The sequence below is a fragment of the Nonomuraea sp. NPDC049637 genome (genome assembly GCF_040675235.1).
GTDB lineage: Bacteria > Actinomycetota > Actinomycetes > Streptosporangiales > Streptosporangiaceae > Nonomuraea.
Genome location: NZ_JBFAOM010000038.1, coordinates 32,350 through 50,337, shown reverse-complemented (window position 1 = coordinate 50,337; position 17,988 = coordinate 32,350). Strand labels below are relative to the sequence as shown.

15 protein-coding genes are annotated in these 17,988 nt (G+C 73.4%); 12 read left to right on the top strand and 3 right to left on the bottom strand.

The window, feature by feature from the left end; all coding sequences use genetic code 11:
- Positions 1 to 111 precede the first annotated feature (111 nt).
- Complete coding sequence (locus tag AB0J71_RS37400; RefSeq protein WP_364393773.1) at positions 112 to 1,170, bottom strand: LLM class flavin-dependent oxidoreductase; 1,059 nt, start codon at positions 1,168 to 1,170, stop codon at positions 112 to 114.
- A 398-nt stretch (positions 1,171 to 1,568) separates the two neighbouring features.
- Between AB0J71_RS37400 and AB0J71_RS37395 the strand changes: the two genes are divergently transcribed.
- The 10 genes from AB0J71_RS37395 (at position 1,569) to AB0J71_RS37350 (ending at position 11,580) form a co-directional block, all read left to right on the top strand.
- Positions 1,569 to 2,057: a GNAT family N-acetyltransferase gene (locus tag AB0J71_RS37395; RefSeq protein WP_364418710.1), complete on the top strand. Its 489-nt coding sequence runs from the start codon at positions 1,569 to 1,571 to the stop codon at positions 2,055 to 2,057.
- A 123-nt stretch (positions 2,058 to 2,180) separates the two neighbouring features.
- Positions 2,181 to 2,396, top strand: a complete 216-nt coding sequence (locus AB0J71_RS37390; RefSeq protein ID WP_364418708.1) for a hypothetical protein — start codon at positions 2,181 to 2,183, stop codon at positions 2,394 to 2,396.
- Positions 2,397 to 2,498: 102 nt separating this feature from the next.
- Positions 2,499 to 4,148 (top strand): ABC transporter substrate-binding protein, encoded by a 1,650-nt coding sequence (locus tag AB0J71_RS37385; RefSeq protein WP_364418706.1) that lies wholly within the window; start codon positions 2,499 to 2,501, stop codon positions 4,146 to 4,148.
- On the top strand, positions 4,148 to 5,098 hold the full coding sequence (locus tag AB0J71_RS37380) for an ABC transporter permease (RefSeq protein WP_364418704.1): 951 nt from the start codon (positions 4,148 to 4,150) through the stop codon (positions 5,096 to 5,098). The genes AB0J71_RS37385 and AB0J71_RS37380 overlap by 1 nt, the downstream gene beginning before the upstream one ends.
- Positions 5,095 to 5,928: an ABC transporter permease gene (locus AB0J71_RS37375; protein ID WP_364393778.1), complete on the top strand. Its 834-nt coding sequence runs from the start codon at positions 5,095 to 5,097 to the stop codon at positions 5,926 to 5,928. The genes AB0J71_RS37380 and AB0J71_RS37375 overlap by 4 nt, the downstream gene beginning before the upstream one ends.
- On the top strand, positions 5,925 to 7,856 hold the full coding sequence (locus AB0J71_RS37370) for an ABC transporter ATP-binding protein (RefSeq protein WP_364418702.1): 1,932 nt from the start codon (positions 5,925 to 5,927) through the stop codon (positions 7,854 to 7,856). The genes AB0J71_RS37375 and AB0J71_RS37370 overlap by 4 nt, the downstream gene beginning before the upstream one ends.
- Before the next feature lie 22 nt (positions 7,857 to 7,878).
- Entirely contained in the window at positions 7,879 to 8,550 is a 672-nt protein-coding gene (locus tag AB0J71_RS37365; RefSeq protein ID WP_352328966.1) for an alpha/beta fold hydrolase, read from the top strand.
- Positions 8,547 to 9,572, top strand: a complete 1,026-nt coding sequence (locus AB0J71_RS37360) for a 2-oxoglutarate and iron-dependent oxygenase domain-containing protein (RefSeq protein WP_364418700.1) — start codon at positions 8,547 to 8,549, stop codon at positions 9,570 to 9,572. The genes AB0J71_RS37365 and AB0J71_RS37360 overlap by 4 nt, the downstream gene beginning before the upstream one ends.
- An 83-nt stretch (positions 9,573 to 9,655) precedes the next feature.
- Positions 9,656 to 11,239 (top strand): FAD-binding protein, encoded by a 1,584-nt coding sequence (locus AB0J71_RS37355; protein ID WP_352328962.1) that lies wholly within the window; start codon positions 9,656 to 9,658, stop codon positions 11,237 to 11,239.
- On the top strand, positions 11,236 to 11,580 hold the full coding sequence (locus AB0J71_RS37350; protein WP_352328960.1) for a ferredoxin family protein: 345 nt from the start codon (positions 11,236 to 11,238) through the stop codon (positions 11,578 to 11,580). The genes AB0J71_RS37355 and AB0J71_RS37350 overlap by 4 nt, the downstream gene beginning before the upstream one ends.
- Here AB0J71_RS37350 and AB0J71_RS37345 read toward each other — a convergent pair.
- Both AB0J71_RS37345 and blaOXA read right to left on the bottom strand, forming a co-directional pair.
- A complete protein-coding gene (locus tag AB0J71_RS37345; protein WP_364418698.1) occupies positions 11,570 to 12,823 on the bottom strand; it encodes an MFS transporter in 1,254 nt (417 codons plus the stop codon). The two genes, AB0J71_RS37350 and AB0J71_RS37345, sit on opposite strands and share 11 nt — an antisense overlap.
- The gene (gene blaOXA, locus AB0J71_RS37340; protein WP_364418696.1) at positions 12,820 to 13,686 is read right to left on the bottom strand and encodes a class D beta-lactamase; all 867 of its coding nucleotides are present in this window, start codon (positions 13,684 to 13,686) and stop codon (positions 12,820 to 12,822) included. The genes AB0J71_RS37345 and blaOXA overlap by 4 nt, the downstream gene beginning before the upstream one ends.
- Before the next feature lie 210 nt (positions 13,687 to 13,896).
- Between blaOXA and AB0J71_RS37335 the strand changes: the two genes are divergently transcribed.
- Together AB0J71_RS37335 and AB0J71_RS37330 are read left to right on the top strand one after the other, a co-directional pair.
- Complete coding sequence (locus AB0J71_RS37335) at positions 13,897 to 14,229, top strand: CU044_2847 family protein (protein WP_352331082.1); 333 nt, start codon at positions 13,897 to 13,899, stop codon at positions 14,227 to 14,229.
- Positions 14,216 to 17,938, top strand: coding sequence for a WD40 repeat domain-containing protein (locus AB0J71_RS37330; protein ID WP_364418694.1), 3,723 nt, complete (start codon positions 14,216 to 14,218; stop codon positions 17,936 to 17,938). The genes AB0J71_RS37335 and AB0J71_RS37330 overlap by 14 nt, the downstream gene beginning before the upstream one ends.
- Positions 17,939 to 17,988 lie beyond the last annotated feature (50 nt).

The following is a 17,988-nucleotide window of genomic DNA, read 5'->3' as shown; positions in this document are numbered from 1 at the left end:
GTCCTGGAGTACACCGGTGGCGCTTGGTGGAGCCGGAGGGTTTCGCGCGGTCGGGCCTGGGAGGCGGCATCGGTCGGCTTGTCGCGCCATGAGCGGGCGAGAACGTCGCGCTCATCCGCGCAACAGGGGGAGCAGTTGGTCGCCCTGGCGTTTGATCTCAGGCAGGTAGGGAGTGTCGGAGAGGACGAAGTGGGTGATGCCGAGGGCCTGATAGTTGCGCAGGGACTTGGCCACGTCCTCGGCCGAGCCGACCAGCCAGGTGGTGCCCGCGCCGCCGGCGCCGAACCTGCCGGGGGCGGTGTAGAGGTTGTCGTCGAGCACGTCGCCCCGCGCGGCCAGGTCGAGCAGCCGCTGCTGGCCGACGGCAGCGTGCCGGTTCGGGTCGCGCTCGATGGCGCCCTTCGCCATCTCCTCGATCTTGGCCTCGGCGTCGGCCCAGGCCTGTTCGGTGGTGTCGCGCACCAGCGTGGTGATGCGCAGCCCGAACTCCAGCGGCGGGTGCTCGCGTCCGAGCTTGTCGCTGAGGCGCCTGAGCCGGTCGATCCGGGCGGCGACGCCGTCGAGTGGCTCGCCCCAGAAGAGCTGGACGTCGGCCTCGGTGGCGGCCACCTGCTCGGCGGCCTCGGAGGCGCCGCCGAAGTAGAGGCGGGGGTGGCGGCGCCCGCCCCGGACGACGGTGCGCGGCACCACGGTGGAGCCGGTGACGCTGAAGTGCTCGCCGTGGTAGGTGACGTCGTCCTCGGTCCACAGCTTGCGTACGATCCGCATGAACTCCTTCGTACGGGCGTAGCGGTGCGCCTGGTCGCCTTCGCTGTCGCCGTAGGCGGCCAGGTCGTCCTTGCCCGAGACGATGTTGACCAGCACCCTGCCACCGGTGAGATGGTCCAGGGTCGCGGCGGCGGAGGCGAAGTTGGCCGGACGCCAGTAGCCGGGCCGGACCGCGATCAGCGGCTGGAACGTCGTGGTCCGCGCGGCCAGCGCGGTGGCGATCGTGAAGGTGTCGGGCCGTCCCCAGCCGGTGCCGATGAGCGCCCCGCTCCAGCCGTGCTCCTCGAGGGCCCGGGCGTGGCCGCTGAGGGTCTCCAGGCTGTTGTGGTCCGCGACGACGTCGTCACCGCGGTGTCCGGGCTGGGCCTGGTTCGGGATGTACCAGAGGAACTGAAGGCTCATCAGCGGGATCTTCCTGTCCTGTTCGGCGCACTATGACCCGGATCGCCTAAAACCTAGTATCTATGTAGGTAAAGTGTAGATCATGGGCGGGTTCCTTCGGTACTCCAGGCGAGAGATCGACTTCGCTTTCTGCGCAGGCGCGCCATGTCAGCGCTGATCGGCTGTCGCATCAGTTCGAAGGTGAGCGCCCGTACCGGCAGTGTGGCCGGACGCAGTGGCCGCCGATCCCGGCAGAGCACGTCCGGCTGCTCGTCGCCGGCGCCCAGGAGCTGGCGTCCCTGCTCGGCTGGCGTCCTGCGCCATGAGCCGGGGACTGCTCCACGACCTCAGGATCGGGCATGGGCCACGCGCCGCCGGTGAACCGGTCACGGGTGAGCAACACGTACGGGAGGCAACGCATGACCATGGACAACGCCACGTTCACCGTCCGATCCCTGCCCTTCGACCATCCGGCGGCCGAGGCGCTGCGCGCGGCCATGCAGGAGGAGATGGGCCGGCGCTACGCCGACAGGCTGGCGGCCGACCCCGGCCACCTTCCCGCCGGGATGGCCGTGCGGGCGGAATCCGTGCTGTTCACCGGCATCGCCTTCGACGCCGAGCGGCCCGTCGGGCACGTGCTGCTGCGCCGCCTCGGCGACGAGGTCGAGCTCAAGCGGATGTACGTGGCCCCGTCACATCGGGGGAGCGGGGTGGCGCGGTCCTTGCTCGCCGCGGCCGAGGAGGCCGCGGGCGCGCTGGGCGCGCGACGCGTCATCCTGCAAACCGGGGACCGCCAGCCTGACGCGATCCGTCTGTACGAGCGGGAGGGCTACACCCGCATCCCGATCTTCCCGCCCTACACCTCGATGCCCCACTCCACCTGCTTCGAGAAGCGGATCGTCGGCTGAGCTCCCGCGCAGGACGAACCCGCCGATGTCACGGAGCACGACCCCCCGCAGACCTCCGGCTCCGGAGCCGTTCCGGCGACCCCGCCGCTGGGCGGGGCCGTCATCGCGGCCTTCGGTCCGGGCATGGGCCGGCGGCGGGTCTTCCTCCTCGCGGTGCCGTTCGGCCTGGTCACGCTGGTGGTCACGGCCCGTCACCCGCCTCCGGCGCGGAGCCGCTCGGGCTCGCCGGACCTCGACGCGGTCGGCCTGCTGCTGACGGGCGGTCTGCGCCCCCTGGCCTCGCCCGGAGGGTCGCCGAGGCGTCGGGAAGGGGGGCGCACGTCCGGCGTCCGGCCGTGACGGGCCGTCCTGGCGGGCTGGACGGCGTGGGCGTCTCCATGGGTTGACATCCGAGTATTCCTACCTGAATAGTGGGTTGTAGTTCGTCGTGAAGGAGCCCCCATGAGGGAATTCCCCCGTCCCTTCGACCGGCCCGCCCTTCCGGGGGCCACCGATCTGACCAGGCGGGTCCTGCTCGCCGGGACAGGAGGGGGAACCCTCTCGCTCCTGCTGGCCGCCTGTGGTGCAGGCGGCGGTGCTCCGCTGACCGGCGCGGACGGCAGGGCCCTGCAGTCCGGCGCGGACGCCGCGGTGTCCGCGCCACCCCGACGCGGCGGGACCCTGCGCGCGGGCTCCCCTCCGCCGCCGACCGCCGTGGACCCCGTCACCATGTACGACGGCTCGGCCATCGCCATCGTCCAGCTCGTCGCCGACTACCTGATCTGGCTCGACCGGGACTTCACCCTGAAGCCGCGGCTGGCCGAGAAGTGGGAGCCCGAGGACGGCGGCAAGCGGTGGGTGTTCACGCTGCGCAAGGGCGTCACCTTCTCCGACGGCACGCCGCTCGACGCGGAGACCGTCAAGGCGAGCTTCGACCGGCTGCTCGACCCGAAGTCCAAGTCCGCCGCGCTGTCCGCCTTCGACACGGTGCTGGCGAAGGGCGGGGTGGGCGTGCGCGACGCCGCCACGGTCGTCTTCACGCTCGAACGGGCCTTCTCCGACTTCCCGTATCTGGTTTCGGCGGGCAACTACAACGCGGTGATTCTGAAGAAGGACTACGCGGGCGACTTCACGAAGAAGCCGATCGGCACAGGGCCGTTCCTGCTGGAGTCGTACGACGCGTCGTCGGGGGCCACGTTCACCCGCAACCCGGCGTACTGGGAGCCGGGCAAGCCGTACCTCGACGGAGTGAAGATCACGTTCTATGCCGACGACCAGGCCGACCTGCTGGCGCTGCAGAGCGGTGAGATCGACGCGCAGATCCTCAGCCGCCCGCAGCTCGTCGGCCCCCTCAAGGGGCTCGGCGACATCACCGTGGACCAGGTCCAGGGCACCGGTCTGACCGCGTTCACGCTGCGCACGGACCGGCCGCCGTTCGACCGCAAGGAGGCGTGGCAGACGGTCGCGTACGCGCTGGACCGGCCCGGCGTGAACGCCGCCGTCTACGACGGCATCGCGGCTCTGGGCAACGACCACCTGCTCGCCCCGCTGTTCCCGGCCGCGCCGGACGGCATCGCCCAGCGCGCCAAGGACCCGGCGAAGGTCGCCGAGCTGCTCGGCGGGCAGCCGCTGACGTTCACGCTGACGTACGACCCGCCCAGCAAGGACTACGCGCTCACCGTCCAGAACCAGCTCAAGCAGGCCGGCATCCAGGTCGAGCTGGACCAGCGCACCTCGGCCGACTTCTACGGGGGCGACCAGGAGAAGGACACCCCATGGCTGTTCTCCACCGCGAACCTCGTCGGCTGGGCCGGCCGCGCCACCCCCAGCCAGTTCATCATCCCCATGGTCAAGGGCGGTGGCGTGTGGAACGGCTCGAAGTACGCCAACCCGGCCCTCGACGCGGCCGCCGACGCCTACGACGCCGCCCGGACTCCGGAGGAACGCGCGACCCAGGCCGAGATCATCGCCAAGGCCCTGCACGAGGACGTCCCGATGATCGTTTCCGTCTGGAGCGGGACCGTCCGTGCCTACAACGGCCGGAAGTTCACCGGCGTCCAGGCTCACCCCTCCAGCTACGTCGACTTCAGCTCGGTCTCGCAGGTCGTGTGATGCGCTTCCTGCTGCGCCGGCTGGTGGCCGTGCCGCTGACCCTGCTGGGGGTGTCGGTTCTGGTGTTCGTCACGACCGAGCTGGTGCCGGGCGACGTCGCCCGCACGATCCTGGGCCGCGAGGCGAGCGCGGAGTCCGTCGCCCGCCTGCGCTCCCAGCTCGGCCTGGACGCACCCCTGCCCGAGCGGTACGCGGACTGGCTGGGCGGTTTCCTCACCGGCCGCTGGGGCGAGTCCTACACGCTCGGCGTGCCGGTCCGCGGCCTCGTGCTCGACCGCCTCGCGGCCTCGATGCTGCTGGCGGCGCTGGCGTTCGCCCTGCTCGTGCCGGTCGCCGTCGGCCTCGGGCTGGTCGCGGGCGTCAACCACGACCGGCCCGTGGACCGCCTGGTCAGCGTGGGCGGGCTGGCGTTGGGGGCGACGCCCGAGTTCGTGACCGGGGTGGTGCTGCTGGTGGTGTTCGCGGTGCGGCTGCGCTGGTTCCCTTCCTCGGCGCAGGCGCCGGACGGCTCCTCCCTGCTCGTCCGGCTGGGCCATCTGGCGCTGCCGGCGCTCTCACTGGTGCTGCTGTGCACCGGATACGTCGCCCGGCACGTGCGCGCCGGCGCCGTGGTCGCGATCGAGAGCGCGTACGCGGGCGCCGCCGAACTGCGCGGCCTCACCCGGTGGCAGGTGGTCCGGCGGCACGTGCTGCGCAACTCCACCATCCCGGCCACCAGCGCGCTCGGCGTGCAGCTGCAGTTCCTGCTCGGCGGGCTGGTCACGGTCGAGCTGCTGTTCAACCATCCCGGGATCGGGGCGCTGCTGCTGTCGTCGGCGGTCGACAAGGACCTGCCGACGCTGCAGGCCACGGCCATGGTGCTGGGGCTGCTGTACATGCTGATCGTGCTCGCCGCCGACGTGGCGTACCGGCTGCTCGATCCGCGGATCCGGCTGGGGGCGGCGGCGTGACGGCCATCGCGCTGCCGTCGGCGCGGCGGCACCGGCACCAGGCCGCTCTGGGCATCGGCGCGGCGATCGTCCTCGCGTGGGCGGTCGTGGCGGTGCTCTGGCCACAGCTCGTGCCGTACGAGCCGGACCTGCACGACCCGGCCGCCCGCTTCCTGCCGCCGGGAGGTGCGCACTGGCTGGGCACCGACCAGTTCGGCAGGGACACCCTCTCGCGGCTGCTTGCCGGCGCCAGACCGGTGCTCCTGGTCGCGCCGGCGGCGACCGCGTTCGCGGTCGTGGCCGGGACCCTGGTGGGGCTGGCGGCCGGCACCTACGGCGGACTGGTGGACGAGATCGTCATGCGGCTCCTCGACGCCGTCGTCGTGTTCCCCTCGATCATCGCGACCGTGCTGGTCGTGGCGCTGGCCGGGCGGTCGGTCACGGTCATGGTGCTGGTCATCGCCGCGTCGTTCGTGCCGATCGTGGCGCGCAGCGTGCGTGCCGCCACGCTGGTGGAGCGGGAGAAGTCCTACGTGGAGGCGGCCCGGCTGCGCGGCGAGCGGTCCTGGGGCCTGACGGTGCGCGAGATCCTGCCGAACGTCGCCCCGACGGTGCTCGTGGAGGCCACGTCCCGCTTCGGCGACGCGATCTTCGCCGCGGCCACGCTGTCGTTCCTCGGTCTCGGACAGCCGCCGGGCTCGCCCGACTGGGGGGCGTCGGTGTCGGACAACCGGCTGTGGCTGCAGCTCGCGCCGTGGACGGTGCTCGGGCCCGCGCTGGCCATCGCCTCGCTCGTGGTCGGGATCGCGCTGGTCACGGACGCGCTACGCGGGCGCTGGGAGGCGTCATGACCGGGCTCGTGATCGAGGATCTGTCCGTCGCCTACGCGGGGAAGGCGGCGGTGCGCGGGGTGTCGTTCACGGTGGCGCCCGGTCAGACGTACGGGCTCGTGGGGGAGTCGGGGTGCGGCAAGACGACCGTGGGGCGGGCGCTCGGAGGCCAGGTCGCGCGGGGCGGGGCGATCACCTCGGGCCGGATCGTCGTGGACGGCGTGGACGTGCTCGGGCTGCCGCCCGCGGGCCTGCGGCGCTGGCGGGCGGCGGCGCTGGCCGTCGTGCACCAGGAGGCGAGCGCCTCGCTCGACCCGACCATGCTGGTGGGCACGCAGCTCACCCAGGCGCTGCGGGCGCGCGGTCGCGACCGCCGGGAGGTCCCCGAACTGCTGGAACGGGTGCGCCTGCCCGATCCCCGGGCGATCGCCCGCCGGTATCCGCACCAGTTGTCGGGCGGGCAGCAGCAGCGGGTGGTCATCGCCGCGGCCCTCGCCGCCCGCCCCCGGCTGCTCGTCCTCGACGAGCCGACGACCGGGCTGGACGCGACGGTCGAGCGGGAGATCCTGGAGCTGATCGGCGAGCTGCGGGCCGAGCTCGCCGCGGCGGTGGTGCTGATCAGCCACGACCTGGATCTCGTCGGACGACTGTGCGACCGCGTCGGGGTCCTGTACGCGGGCCGCTTGGTCGAGGAGGGACCGGCCGGGACGGTCCTCCGTGAGCCCGCGCACCCGTACCCGGAAGCGCTGCTGGCCGGTACGCCCCGGCTGGGCCGTACCCGGCGCACCCACCCGCTGACCCCCGTTCCCGGCCATCCGCCCGTCCCGGGAGAGGAGCTCGCGGGCTGCTCGTTCGCCCCCCGCTGCCCCCGGGCGGACGCCTCGTGCCACTCCACCGCCCCGGCGCCGTCCGCGGTGGCGGCTCTCCACCAGGTGAGCTGCCACCACCCGGGCCAGGCCGGGCGCCCGGAGACGGAAGCTACGGAGACGGAGGCTACGGAGACGCAACCCATGGAGACGGAGCCCGCCGTGCCGGAGAGCGGGCCGCTGCTGGAGATCCGCGGACTGACGCGCCGGTACGGCAGGACCGTGGCCGTGGACGGTGCCGATCTGGTGATCCGAAGGGGTGAGGTCGTCGGGCTGGTCGGCGAGTCGGGCAGCGGCAAGACCACGCTCGCCAGGGCGGTCGCCGGGCTGGCAGGACGCGGGCCTGGGACGATCACGTTGCACGGACGTTCCCTCCATCCCCTGGTGACCCGCCGGGACCACGGACAGCGGCGCGCCGTCCAGATGGTCTTCCAGAACCCCCACGCCTCCCTCAACCCCAGCCACACCGTCCGCGTCATCCTGGCCAAGGCGAGCCGCAGCCTCGGCGGCCCGCGAGACCCGGCGGACCTGGCAGGAGAGGCGGGCCTCGACGCGCACGTCCTGGACGCCCGGCCCGACCGCCTGTCCGGCGGCCAGCGCCAGCGGGTCGCCATCGCCCGCGCCTTCGCGGGCCAACCCGACCTGGTGGTGTGCGACGAGCCCGTGTCCGCCCTGGACGTCAGCGTGCAGGCCGGCGTGCTGCGGCTGCTCGACGACCGGCAGCGGGCCGGCGGAACGTCGTACCTGTTCATCTCGCACGACCTGGCCGTCGTCGGCTACCTGGCCGACCGGATCGCGGTGATGTACCAGGGCCGGATCGTCGAGCAGGGACCGGCCGGGCAGGTCCTGCACGGCCCGCACCACCCCTACACGGCGTCGCTGGTCGGCAGCCGCCGGGCCGGACCCGCGGGCCGGGCGAGCGCCGCCGGATGCCCGTTCGCCGGCGCCTGCCCCAGCCGCGTCGGCGGACTGTGCGACACGAGCGCGCCACCGGCGCGCGACCTCGGGCGGGGGCACGTCGTCCGCTGTCACCTCGATCCCGGGCGGCTCCCGCGTCGAGCCGGGAACAGCACGTCACCATAACCGCTCTCCTGGAGGAGGCACCATGTCCGACCACGAGTTCGCCGGTCTGCCCGGCCCCGTGCAGCGCCGATGGGTCACCGTCTCCACCGGGGACCACGTGAGCGGCGTCGCCTGGGGGTCGGGACCGCCGGAAGTCGTCGTGCTGCACGCCGCCGGCGGCAGCGCCCGCGACTGGGACGGCCCGCTGGCCGGGCTCGGCCGTCCCGCGCTGGCCCTCGACCTGCCGGGCCACGGCCGCTCCAGCCGCCACAGCGCCGTCTACGCGCCCCGCAAACTGGTGCTGCCCATCGCCGAGGCGATCAGATCGTTCGCCCCGCAGGCCAAGGCGGTGGCCGGGACCGGGCTCGGCGCGCTCGCCGCCGCCGCGCTGGCCGCCCGGCACCCGCACCTCGTCCCCGCGCTCGTTCTCATCGGAACCCTCCCCGGGCATCCCGCTCCCTCGGACGACGCCGAGCACCTCTGGCAAGGGCTCGCCCGGCTCGCCGCCGGGGGAGCGCCCGTCACCGTCGTCCGCGGCAGCCTGAGCGACGCCGCCGTGGCCGAGCTGGGCGAGCGCGTGCCGTCCGCCCGGCTCGTCGCCTCGGAGGGACACAGCCCCGCGCCCGACGGACCACCACCCACCGCGGCCGGGCTCACGGCAGCCCTGCTCGCCGACCTCCTGCTGACCGGCCCGACCACGAGGAGCCGCGCATGACCGCCCAGATCCCCCTCATCGACCTCGAACTCGCCCTCAGCGACGACGCCCCGCCCGAACTGCTCGACGCCGCCCGCGAGGCGGCCGAGCAGATAGGGATCATCCAGGTGACCAACCACGGAGTGCCCGACGAGCTCATCGACGGCTTCCACGACTCCATCGGCCGCGTCCTGGCCCTGCCCCGGGAGGACAAGGCCCAGCTGGCCAGCCCCACCGGCCATCCGTACCGCGGCTGGCGGCAGTGGCCGGACGACTACGGCCGCCTGGAGCTGGAACGTTTCGTCATCGGCCAGTTCGGCAGCGTCGAGGAGGCGAAGGCGGCCGGGCTCGGCGAGGAGCACGCGCAGCTCTACGCCCACCCCAACGTCTGGCCACCGCAGGAGCCGGGCCTGAAGGAGCTGGCCGCGCGCTACCACGACGCCTCGGTCGGTGTGGCCGAGAAGGTGCTCACCCTGTACGCGCGCCTGCTCGGCGTCCCCGCCGGCACCTTCCCCACCTCCGGACGCCCCTACTACACCAGCTTCGTCGTCAACGACTACCCGACCTGGACCCATGACGACGGCGGCGACACCGACCGGGACAAGCTGCTCCTGCTGGAGCACGCCGACGGCTCCGCGCTCACGGTGCTGCACCAGCGTGGCGACTACGCCGGGTTGCAGGGCCGCGGCCCCGACGGCGAGTGGATCCCGGTCCCCATCGTGCCCGGCGCCCTGCAGGTCTTCTCCGGCCACATACTCGCCAGGTGGACGAACGGCCGCCTGTCCGCCGGTACGCACCGGGTGGTCGCGGGTGGTTCGGTCACCAGGCGTTCGACCGGCGTTTTCTGGCATCCCAGCCTGGACACCGTGATCGAGCCGCTGGCCCCGTTCGTCGGCCCCGAGGGCTCCGACCACGAGCCCGTGCTGCTGTGGGACCAGGCCAAGCGGCAGGTCGAGGAGTATCTGGAGGTGTTCGGCCGGCCGGACCAGGTCGCGGCGTGGCGCGAGGGCCGCCCGTACGTGGCCGAGCTGGCGGAGGCCTGACATGTCCGAGGAGGAACGTCCCGTCACTTTCTTCGGCGCAGGACTGACGAGCCGCCCTGCGGATCTCCCATGAGGAGGGAGTCATGACCGATCTGGATCTCACCGCAGACGTCCTGGTGGCCGGCGGCGGGCCGGCCGGCGCCTGGGCCGCCGTCAAGGCGGCCGAGGCGGGCGCCGACGTCGTCCTGGTCGACAAGGGCTACCTGGGCACGAGCGGCGCCACTGCTGCCGCCGGCACCGGAGTCTGGTACGTCGATCCCGACCCGGCCTCCCGCGAGGCGGCGATGGCCTCCCGGGAGGCCCTGGGCGGGTACCTCGCCGATCGCGCCTGGATGGCCCGGGTCCTGGACCAGACGTACGCGAACATGAACGAGCTGGCCGAGGTGAGCCGCTACCCCTTCCCGGTGGGTGAGGACGGCGGGCAGATCCGGCGCGGCCTGCAGGGCCCGGAGTACATGCGCCGCATGCGCATCCGCGCGCGCCGCTCGGGGGTGCGCGTGCTCGACCACAGCCCTGTCACCGAACTGCTGGTGGACGCGGACGGCGCGGTCGCGGGCGCGGCCGGCCACCGCAGGCAGCTCGACCGCTCCTACCGGGTGCGCGCGGGCGCGGTGGTGCTGGCCACCGGTGGCTGCGCCTTCCTCAGCAAGGCGCTCGGCTGTGACGTCAACACCGGCGACGGCGCCCTGTTCGCGGCGGAGACCGGGGCCGAGCTGTCCGGCATGGAGTTCTCCAACGCCTACGCGATCGCTCCGGAGTTCACCTCCGTGACCAAGACCGCCTTCTACTCCTACGCCACCTTCTACCATGCCGACGGAAGCGTCCTGGAGGGCGCGGGCAGCATGCGCGGCCGGTCGGTGATCGCGCGGGCGCTGCTGTCCGGGCGCGTCTTCTGCCGCCTCGACCAGGCGGGGGAGGGGATCAGGCAGGCGATGCGGCTGGCTCAGCCCAACTTCTTCCTGCCTTTCGACCGGCAGGGGATCGACCCGTTCACCGAGCTCTTCCCCGTCACGCTGCTGGCGGAGGGGACCGTACGCGGAACCGGCGGGATCCGCCTGACCGGCTACGACTGCGCCACCTCCGTCGCGGGCCTGTACGCCGCCGGCGACGCGGCCACCAGGGAACCGATCTGCGGGGGCTTCACCGGCGGCGGCAGCCACAACGCGGCCTGGGCGATGTCCTCCGGCACCTGGGCGGGGCAGGCCGCGGCCCGTCACGCCCGTGCTCTGGGCGCTCGGGCGGCCACGCGGACCGTGCGCGGGGCGGGCGGCGCCGGATTGCGGCCGACCGGCGGCGACCCGGCCGGGCATCGCGAGATCATCGAGGCGGTCCAGGCCGAGGTGCTGCCGTACGAGAAGAACTACCTGCGCCACGGCGACCGGCTCGCGCCCGCGCTGGCCGCGCTCGACGAGACCTGGAAGCGGGCCAGGCAGGGCCTGCACGCCGACGGCCCCGACGTCGTGCGCGCCCGCTCGGCCGCCGCGATGGCGGCCCACGCCCGATGGATGTACGCCAGCGCGCTGGCCAGGACCGAGAGCCGCGGCATGCACAAGCGCGGCGACCACCCCGGCTCCGACCCCGCCCAGCACCACCGGCTGATCTCCGGCGGGCTCGACGAGGTCTGGGTGCTGCCGGAGACCGGGTGGCCGCCGGCGGTGGCGTCGTGATCGAGATCGTGCTGCGTGACCGGTGCATCGCCTGCGACAAGTGCGTCGAGGCCTGTCCGACGGACGTGTTCGTACGCGGGGACGACGGGGTGCCGCTGATCGCGCGGCAGGGCGATTGCCAGACGTGCTTCATGTGCGAGGCGTACTGCCCGGTGGACGCCCTCTACGTGGCCCCGGCCGCGCACCCGCTCCCGGAGCCGCCCGATGTGACGGAACTGGCCGAGCTCGGGCTGCTGGGCGGATACCGCCGGCAGATCGGCTGGGGACACGGGCGCACCCCGGGCGCCCGGCGGGCGATCGGGCCGGCGCTGCCCTCGACGTCGCAGGCCATCATCTCGTGATCGGGCGACACCGGTCGTGCTCGCCGTCGGCGCCGCCTCCGGGGTGGGGCCGCCGGGCCCGCACTGGCATCGTGTCTCGGCCGTCGATCACCTGCGCAGGCGAGGAACGGACGCAGGCCGCCACGACGCACGCGATCAACGCGAGGAGGGACAGCGCCGTGGTCGCGCCGCCTGGTCCCTGGTCGAACAACCATCCCACCGCGATGCCCCCGGCGAACGCGCACAGACCCGACAGGAAAGTCTGTACGCCCAGATATGCCCCGAAACGCGTCGGCGGGGCGAGCCGGACGATCGTCTGGAACACCGCCGGCTGCAACAGTCCGTCGGCGAGTCCGTGCAGCACGGCCACGAGCACCAGGCCCGTCAACCCGGCGCCCGCGCCGGCCGCCAGCAGCAGATGGCCGCCCGCGGCGAGCAGCAGTCCCGCGCGCAGCACGTGCGGTCGGTCGGCGCGGCCGGGTACGGCGCACCACGGCTGGACCGCGGCCGACACCATGGCGAGCACGCAGGAGAACACGGTCACCGCCGCCGCGTCCGCGCCGCCGAACGGCACGACCACCGACGACTGGTCGGTCAGCAGCATGGCGGGCGCCGACACGGCCGCGAACCCGATGAAGACCCGGTCCCGCAGCACCGTTCGCACCCCGGAGACGACGCCGCGCGGCACCCGTACGCGCGGAACGTGCCGCAGGAGTGCGAACAGGAACGCCGCCGCGCCCCACAGCGCCGCCGCCGTCAGCGCCACCAGCCAGTAGCCGACGTTCAGCAGCGCCAGCCCGAGCATCGGGCCGAGCACCGCCGCGACCTGCAACGTCATCGCGTACGCCGCGTATCCGCGCGTCCTTCGCCGTTCGGCGAGCCCGGCCAGCAGCGACTGCGCCGCCGGGTGGAACAGCGCCCCGCCCGTGCCCAGCAGGACCACGGCGACGATCAGCCAGGGCAGGCTGGACACGGTGCCCAGCAGGGCGAACCCGGCCGCGCGGAGCAGGCACGCCAGGATGCCCATCCGTACCGGGCCGAGTACGTCCACCAGCGCCCCGACCGGGAGGGAGAGCGTGTGCTGCACGAGATTGCGCAGCGCCAGCACCAGGCCGATCAGCCCGGCGGCCAGTCCGAGGTCGGCTCGCAGGTGCAGGACGACGTGCGCCATGGCCGCGAAGTAGCCCAGCGAGATGGCCGCCTGAACGGTGACGACCACGGTGACCGTGCGACGGTCACCGTGGTCTGCGGGAGTGAGGCTCACGCCGCGGGCAGGACGTTCAGCCGGTGCAGCAGTTGACGGGCGAGCGTGGCGCGCTTGGCGGCGTCGGCGTCGCCGGTGACGTCCATGTTCAGGGCGAAGGTGTACACGCGTCCGCCGCGCTCGACCCAGCCGGTCCACCAGCCGGTGCCGGGGTTGGGGGCGTTCTGCCAGCCCGACTTGGCGTACAGGGTGTACCCGTTCTTCTTCTCCATCAGGATCAGGTCCTGGACGGCGCGCTGGTTCGCGCGGGAGGCGGGCAGGCGCAGGGCGGCCAGCCGTTCCATGAACCGGGTCTGCTCCACCGGCGAGATCTTCAGCGGGCCGTCCAGCCAGAACCGGTCGACCACGGTCCCGGTCTGCCGGTTGCCGTACCCCAGCCGGTGCAGCCATTGCCGTTCACGCGCGAGGCCGATGCGGCGGGCGATCACCTGGAACGCCGCCGCGTTGGAGATGCGCACGGCCTCCCGCATGGTCATGTCCTTCTCCCACTCGGGATAGGGCTGCGGCGTGCCGTCCCAGGGGATCACCTCGTCGGGGCTCTTGACCACGCCCGTCTCCAACGCGACGAGCGCGTGCGGGACCTTGAAACTGGAGGCGGGCACCATCGGCGTCTCGGCGCGCCGCCGGTCCACCACGGTCGTCCTCTTGGACGACACGTCCAGCAACGCGAACGTGCCCCGCACCCCGGCCGTGTCGAACACCGTGCGCAGGTCGTCGCGCACGGTCGTTCCCGGGCGTACCTCGGTGGCCGTGGCGGCGGGTGAGGCGGTGGCCGCGTACGAGGGAGTGCCGAGGAGGGCGAGTGAGGTGACCACGATGACACCCAGCCCCGAACGGAGGGCCTGGGGGATTGCCTTCTTCATGCGCAGAGGACATCACGGGACATCTGAGCTGTCCAATATCGATATCGATGGACGACCGATATTGGAACCCGTATATCCACTGGCAGAGAGGCCGCCAGGCCCGCCGGTACCGCGTCCGACGGGTCGCCCTGCCGATAATCCGTTACGCCGCGAACCGCCGGTGTTGCCTGATACGGTCTGCCCGTCGCCCGTCCTAAGCGGAGGAGGACCATGCCTGACATCGTGCAGATGCCCGTCGACGGTGCAGAGCCGATCCTGGTCGAGATCGATCGCCGCACCACCCGGGTCGGGCGGGTGCAGGACCAGTTCGACACGGCGGGGGAGAGCCTTCAGCGCAGCCTGTCGCGGGTCCAGGAGATCGCCGGGCACGTCTTCGACAAGCTCTCCGCGCTGCCCCGCAAGCCGGAACGCATCCGCGTGGAGTTCGGCGTGAAGCTGACGGCCGACGCCAACGTCATCCTGACCCGTACGGGCGGCGAGGCCCACTTCCTGATCGAGATGGAGTGGGAGGGCGACCGGACGGGCGGCGATGCCCGCGCCTGACTTCAGCGGGGCCGTCGCCCGCGTCTGGGGGATGGGCGCGGAGCCGGTCGGGTCGGCGTTCCTCGTGGGCCCGCGCACCCTGCTGACCTGCACGCACGTGCTGGCGCACACGCGCGGCAGCCGCAGGAGGCGTCCCACCCTGCCACGCAAAGGGTGGGAGGTCGAGGTCGACTTCCCCCAGTCCGGCGGTGACCGCCTGTGGGCGTGCGCCGCCGTCGTCGAGCCCGCCGACGGGCTGCACGGCGACATCTCTGTCCTGGAGCTGGCCGACGAGCCGCCGCCGGGCCTCGGCAGGCTCGTGTCCGGCGTCTCGGGCGTGGGGAAGACGTCGCTCGTGCGCGGCGGGGTGCTGCCCAGGCTGTCCGCGCTCGGCTTCGCGACCTCCGCCGTACGCCTCCACCCCCGCGTCGACCTCGCGGCCGAGATCGCCCGTGGCCTGCTGATCGGCGGCGAACCGGCCCCCGACCGGGTGCGCGACGAGGTGGCCAGGGCGCCTGCCACCGAGGCCATGGCCGCCCTGACGCGGAGCTGCGGGGCGGCCCGCCTGGCACTGGCGCTCGACCAGCTGGACGAGGTGCTCGCCGCCGACCCGCGGGCCGCCGCCGAGATCGACGCGTTCGTCCGCGAGCTGACCCGCGCCGGGCCGCCCGCCGTGAGCGTCGTGGTGACCGTACGGGAGACGTTCCGTGGCCTGGCCGCCGCCCACACCCCGGCGATCTACGAGGCGTGGGACGCGCGCGGCCGGGTGGTGGACCAGCCGAACGAGCGCCAGCTGGAGCTGATGATCCGCGAACGGCTGCGCACGGTCGGGTGCGCCGTCGACGAGGCCCTGGTCAACCAGCTCATCACCGACGTCCGGGACAGCTCGTCGGCGCTGCCGCTGGCCGAGGAGACCCTCTCGACCCTGTACCAGCGCCAGCGGGCCGGACGGCTCGTCATCGACGAGTACCAGAACGCCGGCGGGGTCACCGGAGCTCTGCGAAAACGCGCCGACGAGGTCGTCGCCCGCTCCCAGAGCCTCGGGTACGACCCCCGCGGCCTGCTGGTCCAGCTCGTACGCCCGGACGACCCCGCCGGAGGGCGCAAGCCGCAGGACGTCCGCCGCGTCGCGGACCGCGAGGACCTGGACGAGCGGCAGTGGGCGACGGCCGAGCACCTGGCCGAGGCGCGGCTGGTCGTCACCACCGGCGGCGCCGATCCGGCGGGACCCGGGACGGCCGAGCTGGCCCACCAGGTGCTCATCGACAAGTGGCCCCAGCTGCGTGACTGGGTGGACGAGACGCGCGCGTTCCGGGTGTGGCAGGAGGGCCTGCGCACCGCGCTGCACCGGTGGCGTACCGCCGAGCCGGGCCGTGAGCGCCACCTGGCACTGCTGAGCGGCACCGAACTGCGCCACGCGGTGCGCTGGACCCGGCTCAAGGGCGAGGAGCTGCCGCCGCACGAGCGCGCGTTCGTCAAAGCGTCCGTGAGCCACCGGGCGGCGCGCAGACGACGGCTGGTCGCGGCGATCGGCGTCGTCGCCGCCGTCCTCGCGGCCGTCACCGTCGTCCTGCTCGACAGGAACGCCCGGCTGAACGAGCGGCGGGAGGTCGCGGCGGCCGGCAGCCAGTTGCTGGCCAGGGCGCAACGGGAGACCAGCCCGCTCCAGGTCCTGCGCCTGGGCGCGGCGGCGCTGGCCCTGCGGCCCGACACCGCCTCCAGGTCCGCGCTGGTCTCGGCGCTGACCACCACGCACTACGCCGCCGGCCTGCCCGGCACCGCCTCGCGGATCTCCGCCCTGGCCTACGCGCCGGGCGGGCGGACGCTGGCCACCGGCGGCTCCGACGGCTCGCTGATCCTGTGGGACGTCGCCGACACGCGGGCCGCCCGGCGCCTGTCCACGACGACCGGCTGCGACCCGGGCACGGAGACCAGGTCCGTGGCGTTCGGCCGGGACGGGCACGTCCTCGCCCAGCTCACCCGCCAGTCGTCGGCGTGCCTGTGGGACGTGCGGGACCCGGCGGGCCCCCGGCTGCTGAGCCGCGTGCCCACCGACGCGCTGGTCCTCACCTTCAGCCCGGACGGCGGCACGCTCGCGGTGGGCGACTACAAGACGGTCAAGCTGATGGATGTCGAGGACCCGGCCAGGCCGGTCACCCTGTCGGCCTCCGAAGGGCACCACGACGTCGTCGTCCATCTCGCGTACAGCGCGAACGGCAGGCTCCTGGCCAGCGCCCGCGACGGCGTGATCCTGTGGGACGTGTCCCGCCCCCGCCGTCCGGTACGCCTGGCCACCATCGCCAGGCCCCTCTACCTCGACGCGCTGGCCATGAGCCCCAAGGGGGACCGCCTGGTCGCCGCCGAGAACAACGGCAACCTCATCGCCTGGGACCTCCGCGATCCCCGCCACCCCCGGGTGACCGCGCGCTGGACCGGCCACCACGCATCCGTCTACTCCCTGGCCTACTCCCCGGATGGCACCACCCTGGCCAGCGCGGGCCAGGACCACGCCGCCGTCCTGTGGGACGTAACCCCGGCCACCCCGGTCAGGCGGACGACGTTCGCCACCACCGGATCGCCCGGCGCCGTCGCGTTCAACCCGGCCGGCACCCAGATCGCGGCCGGCGAGGACACCGGGGTGACGACCCTGTGGAACGTGCACGCTCCCGCCGAGCCGCGCGCCGTGGCCACCATCGCCACCGGCACGGCCGCCACCGCCAGGCACGGCCGCCTGATGGCCGTGGCGGGCGAGCCGAGCCTCCTGTACGACCTGACCGACCCCGCCCGGCCCAGGGTCGCCGGCCGCCTGCCCGCCGGTCCTGCGGACACCGCGGTCGCCGTCAGCCCAGACGGGAGCACGGTCGCGACGGCCTCGCGGGAGGGCTCGGTGTCGCTGTGGGACGTCGCGGACGTCTCCCGCCCGCGCCTGCTGAGCACGATCCCCGGCCGTACCGGGCGACTGGTGTTCGGCCCCGGCGGGCGCACGCTGGCCGTGAACGTGGGCGTCGGGTCCGGGTTCGAGCTGTGGACGGTCGCCGACCGCCGCGCGCCCGCCCGCCTCGGCGTCGTCACGGACCCCGCTGGGCAGGGGATCGCGACGATGGCCTTCGGCCCGGACGGCAGGACCCTGGCGGTCGGCGGCATGTACGACGTGAGCGCCCTGTGGGACGTCGGCGACCCCGCCCACCCGGTACGGACGTCCCCCATCCCGCCCGATCCCGCCGTGCCGCCTTCCACCATCGGCCCCCCGCGCCAGGTGGCCGTCGCCTTCAGCCCCGGCAGGCGGCTCGTCGCCGCCGGGGAGAGGAACGGCACCATCCTGCTGTGGGACACGACCGACCTGGCCCGTCCCGCGCTCGTCACGAGGATCACCGATCAGACGGGCGAGATCCTCTCGATCGACTTCAGCCCCGACGGGCGCATGCTCGCCGCGGGCAGCTACGACAGGACGCTGAAGGTCTGGGACGTCAGCGACGTCACCGCGCCGCAGCGCCTGACCTCCGTGACCGCGTACGACAACGACTTCTCCCAGCTCGCCTTCGGCCCGGACGCCGGCACGCTCGTCACCGTGAACGACCGGAACACCGCCACCGTCCGGGACGTCAGCGCCCTGCGAGACGCCGTACGCGACCCCCGTGGCCTGGCCTGCGCCCTAGTGGGTGAGCTCATCCCGACGGCGTGGGCGCGGATGGTGCCGGCCGTGCCGTTCCGGCACACGTGTGACTCATGACGGCCATGAAAACAGTGATTCGGTCCGGGATTTAAGCGAGAGGCGAAACA

Excerpts from the sequence above, each read along its gene's own strand:
- AB0J71_RS37380 (WP_364418704.1), top strand. The coding sequence starts at position 4,148 with ATGCGCTTCCTGCTGCGCCGGCTGGTGGCCGTGCCGCTGACCCTGCTG.
- AB0J71_RS37385 (WP_364418706.1), top strand. The coding sequence starts at position 2,499 with ATGAGGGAATTCCCCCGTCCCTTCGACCGGCCCGCCCTTCCGGGGGCC.
- AB0J71_RS37355 (WP_352328962.1), top strand. The coding sequence starts at position 9,656 with ATGACCGATCTGGATCTCACCGCAGACGTCCTGGTGGCCGGCGGCGGG.
- AB0J71_RS37400 (WP_364393773.1), bottom strand. The coding sequence starts at position 1,170 with ATGAGCCTTCAGTTCCTCTGGTACATCCCGAACCAGGCCCAGCCCGGA.
- AB0J71_RS37365 (WP_352328966.1), top strand. The coding sequence starts at position 7,879 with ATGTCCGACCACGAGTTCGCCGGTCTGCCCGGCCCCGTGCAGCGCCGA.
- blaOXA (WP_364418696.1), bottom strand. The coding sequence starts at position 13,686 with ATGAAGAAGGCAATCCCCCAGGCCCTCCGTTCGGGGCTGGGTGTCATC.
- AB0J71_RS37395 (WP_364418710.1), top strand. The coding sequence starts at position 1,569 with ATGACCATGGACAACGCCACGTTCACCGTCCGATCCCTGCCCTTCGAC.
- AB0J71_RS37370 (WP_364418702.1), top strand. The coding sequence starts at position 5,925 with ATGACCGGGCTCGTGATCGAGGATCTGTCCGTCGCCTACGCGGGGAAG.
- AB0J71_RS37360 (WP_364418700.1), top strand. The coding sequence starts at position 8,547 with ATGACCGCCCAGATCCCCCTCATCGACCTCGAACTCGCCCTCAGCGAC.
- AB0J71_RS37335 (WP_352331082.1), top strand. The coding sequence starts at position 13,897 with ATGCCTGACATCGTGCAGATGCCCGTCGACGGTGCAGAGCCGATCCTG.
- AB0J71_RS37330 (WP_364418694.1), top strand. The coding sequence starts at position 14,216 with ATGCCCGCGCCTGACTTCAGCGGGGCCGTCGCCCGCGTCTGGGGGATG.
- AB0J71_RS37390 (WP_364418708.1), top strand. The coding sequence starts at position 2,181 with ATGGGCCGGCGGCGGGTCTTCCTCCTCGCGGTGCCGTTCGGCCTGGTC.